Here is a 406-nt window from a genome sequence, read left to right on the forward strand (position 1 = left end):
TCACCGGCAAGACGCCGACCGTGATCGCACTCGTCGACGCATTGCGCGCGGCCGGCTTCACGCCCGGCATCGTGTCGCGCGGCTACGGCGCGAACGTGAAGGCGCCGACCGCGGTCACGCCCGCGTCGCGCGCCAGCGCGGGCGGCGACGAACCGCTCCTGATCGCGCGCCGCACCGGCGCACCCGTCTGGGTTTGCCCGGATCGCGTCGCGGCCGCGCAGGCGCTGCGCGCCGCGCATCCGGACGTCGACGTGATCGTCAGCGACGACGGCCTGCAGCACTACCGCCTCGCGCGCACGGTCGAGCTCGTCGTGTTCGACCACCGGCTCGGCGGCAACGGCTTCCTGCTGCCGGCCGGGCCGTTGCGCGAGCCGCTGTCGCGGCACCGCGACGCCACGCTCGTCAA

At 75.1% G+C, this 406-nt stretch carries 1 protein-coding gene; it reads left to right on the forward strand.

The window, feature by feature from the left end:
- Window positions 1-406: tetraacyldisaccharide 4'-kinase (gene lpxK / locus G3N96_RS38910; RefSeq protein WP_206140511.1), on the forward strand; the 406-nt coding region annotated here is incomplete at both ends.

This window comes from Burkholderia sp. Se-20373 (genome assembly GCF_017104705.1).
Lineage (GTDB): Bacteria > Pseudomonadota > Gammaproteobacteria > Burkholderiales > Burkholderiaceae > Burkholderia.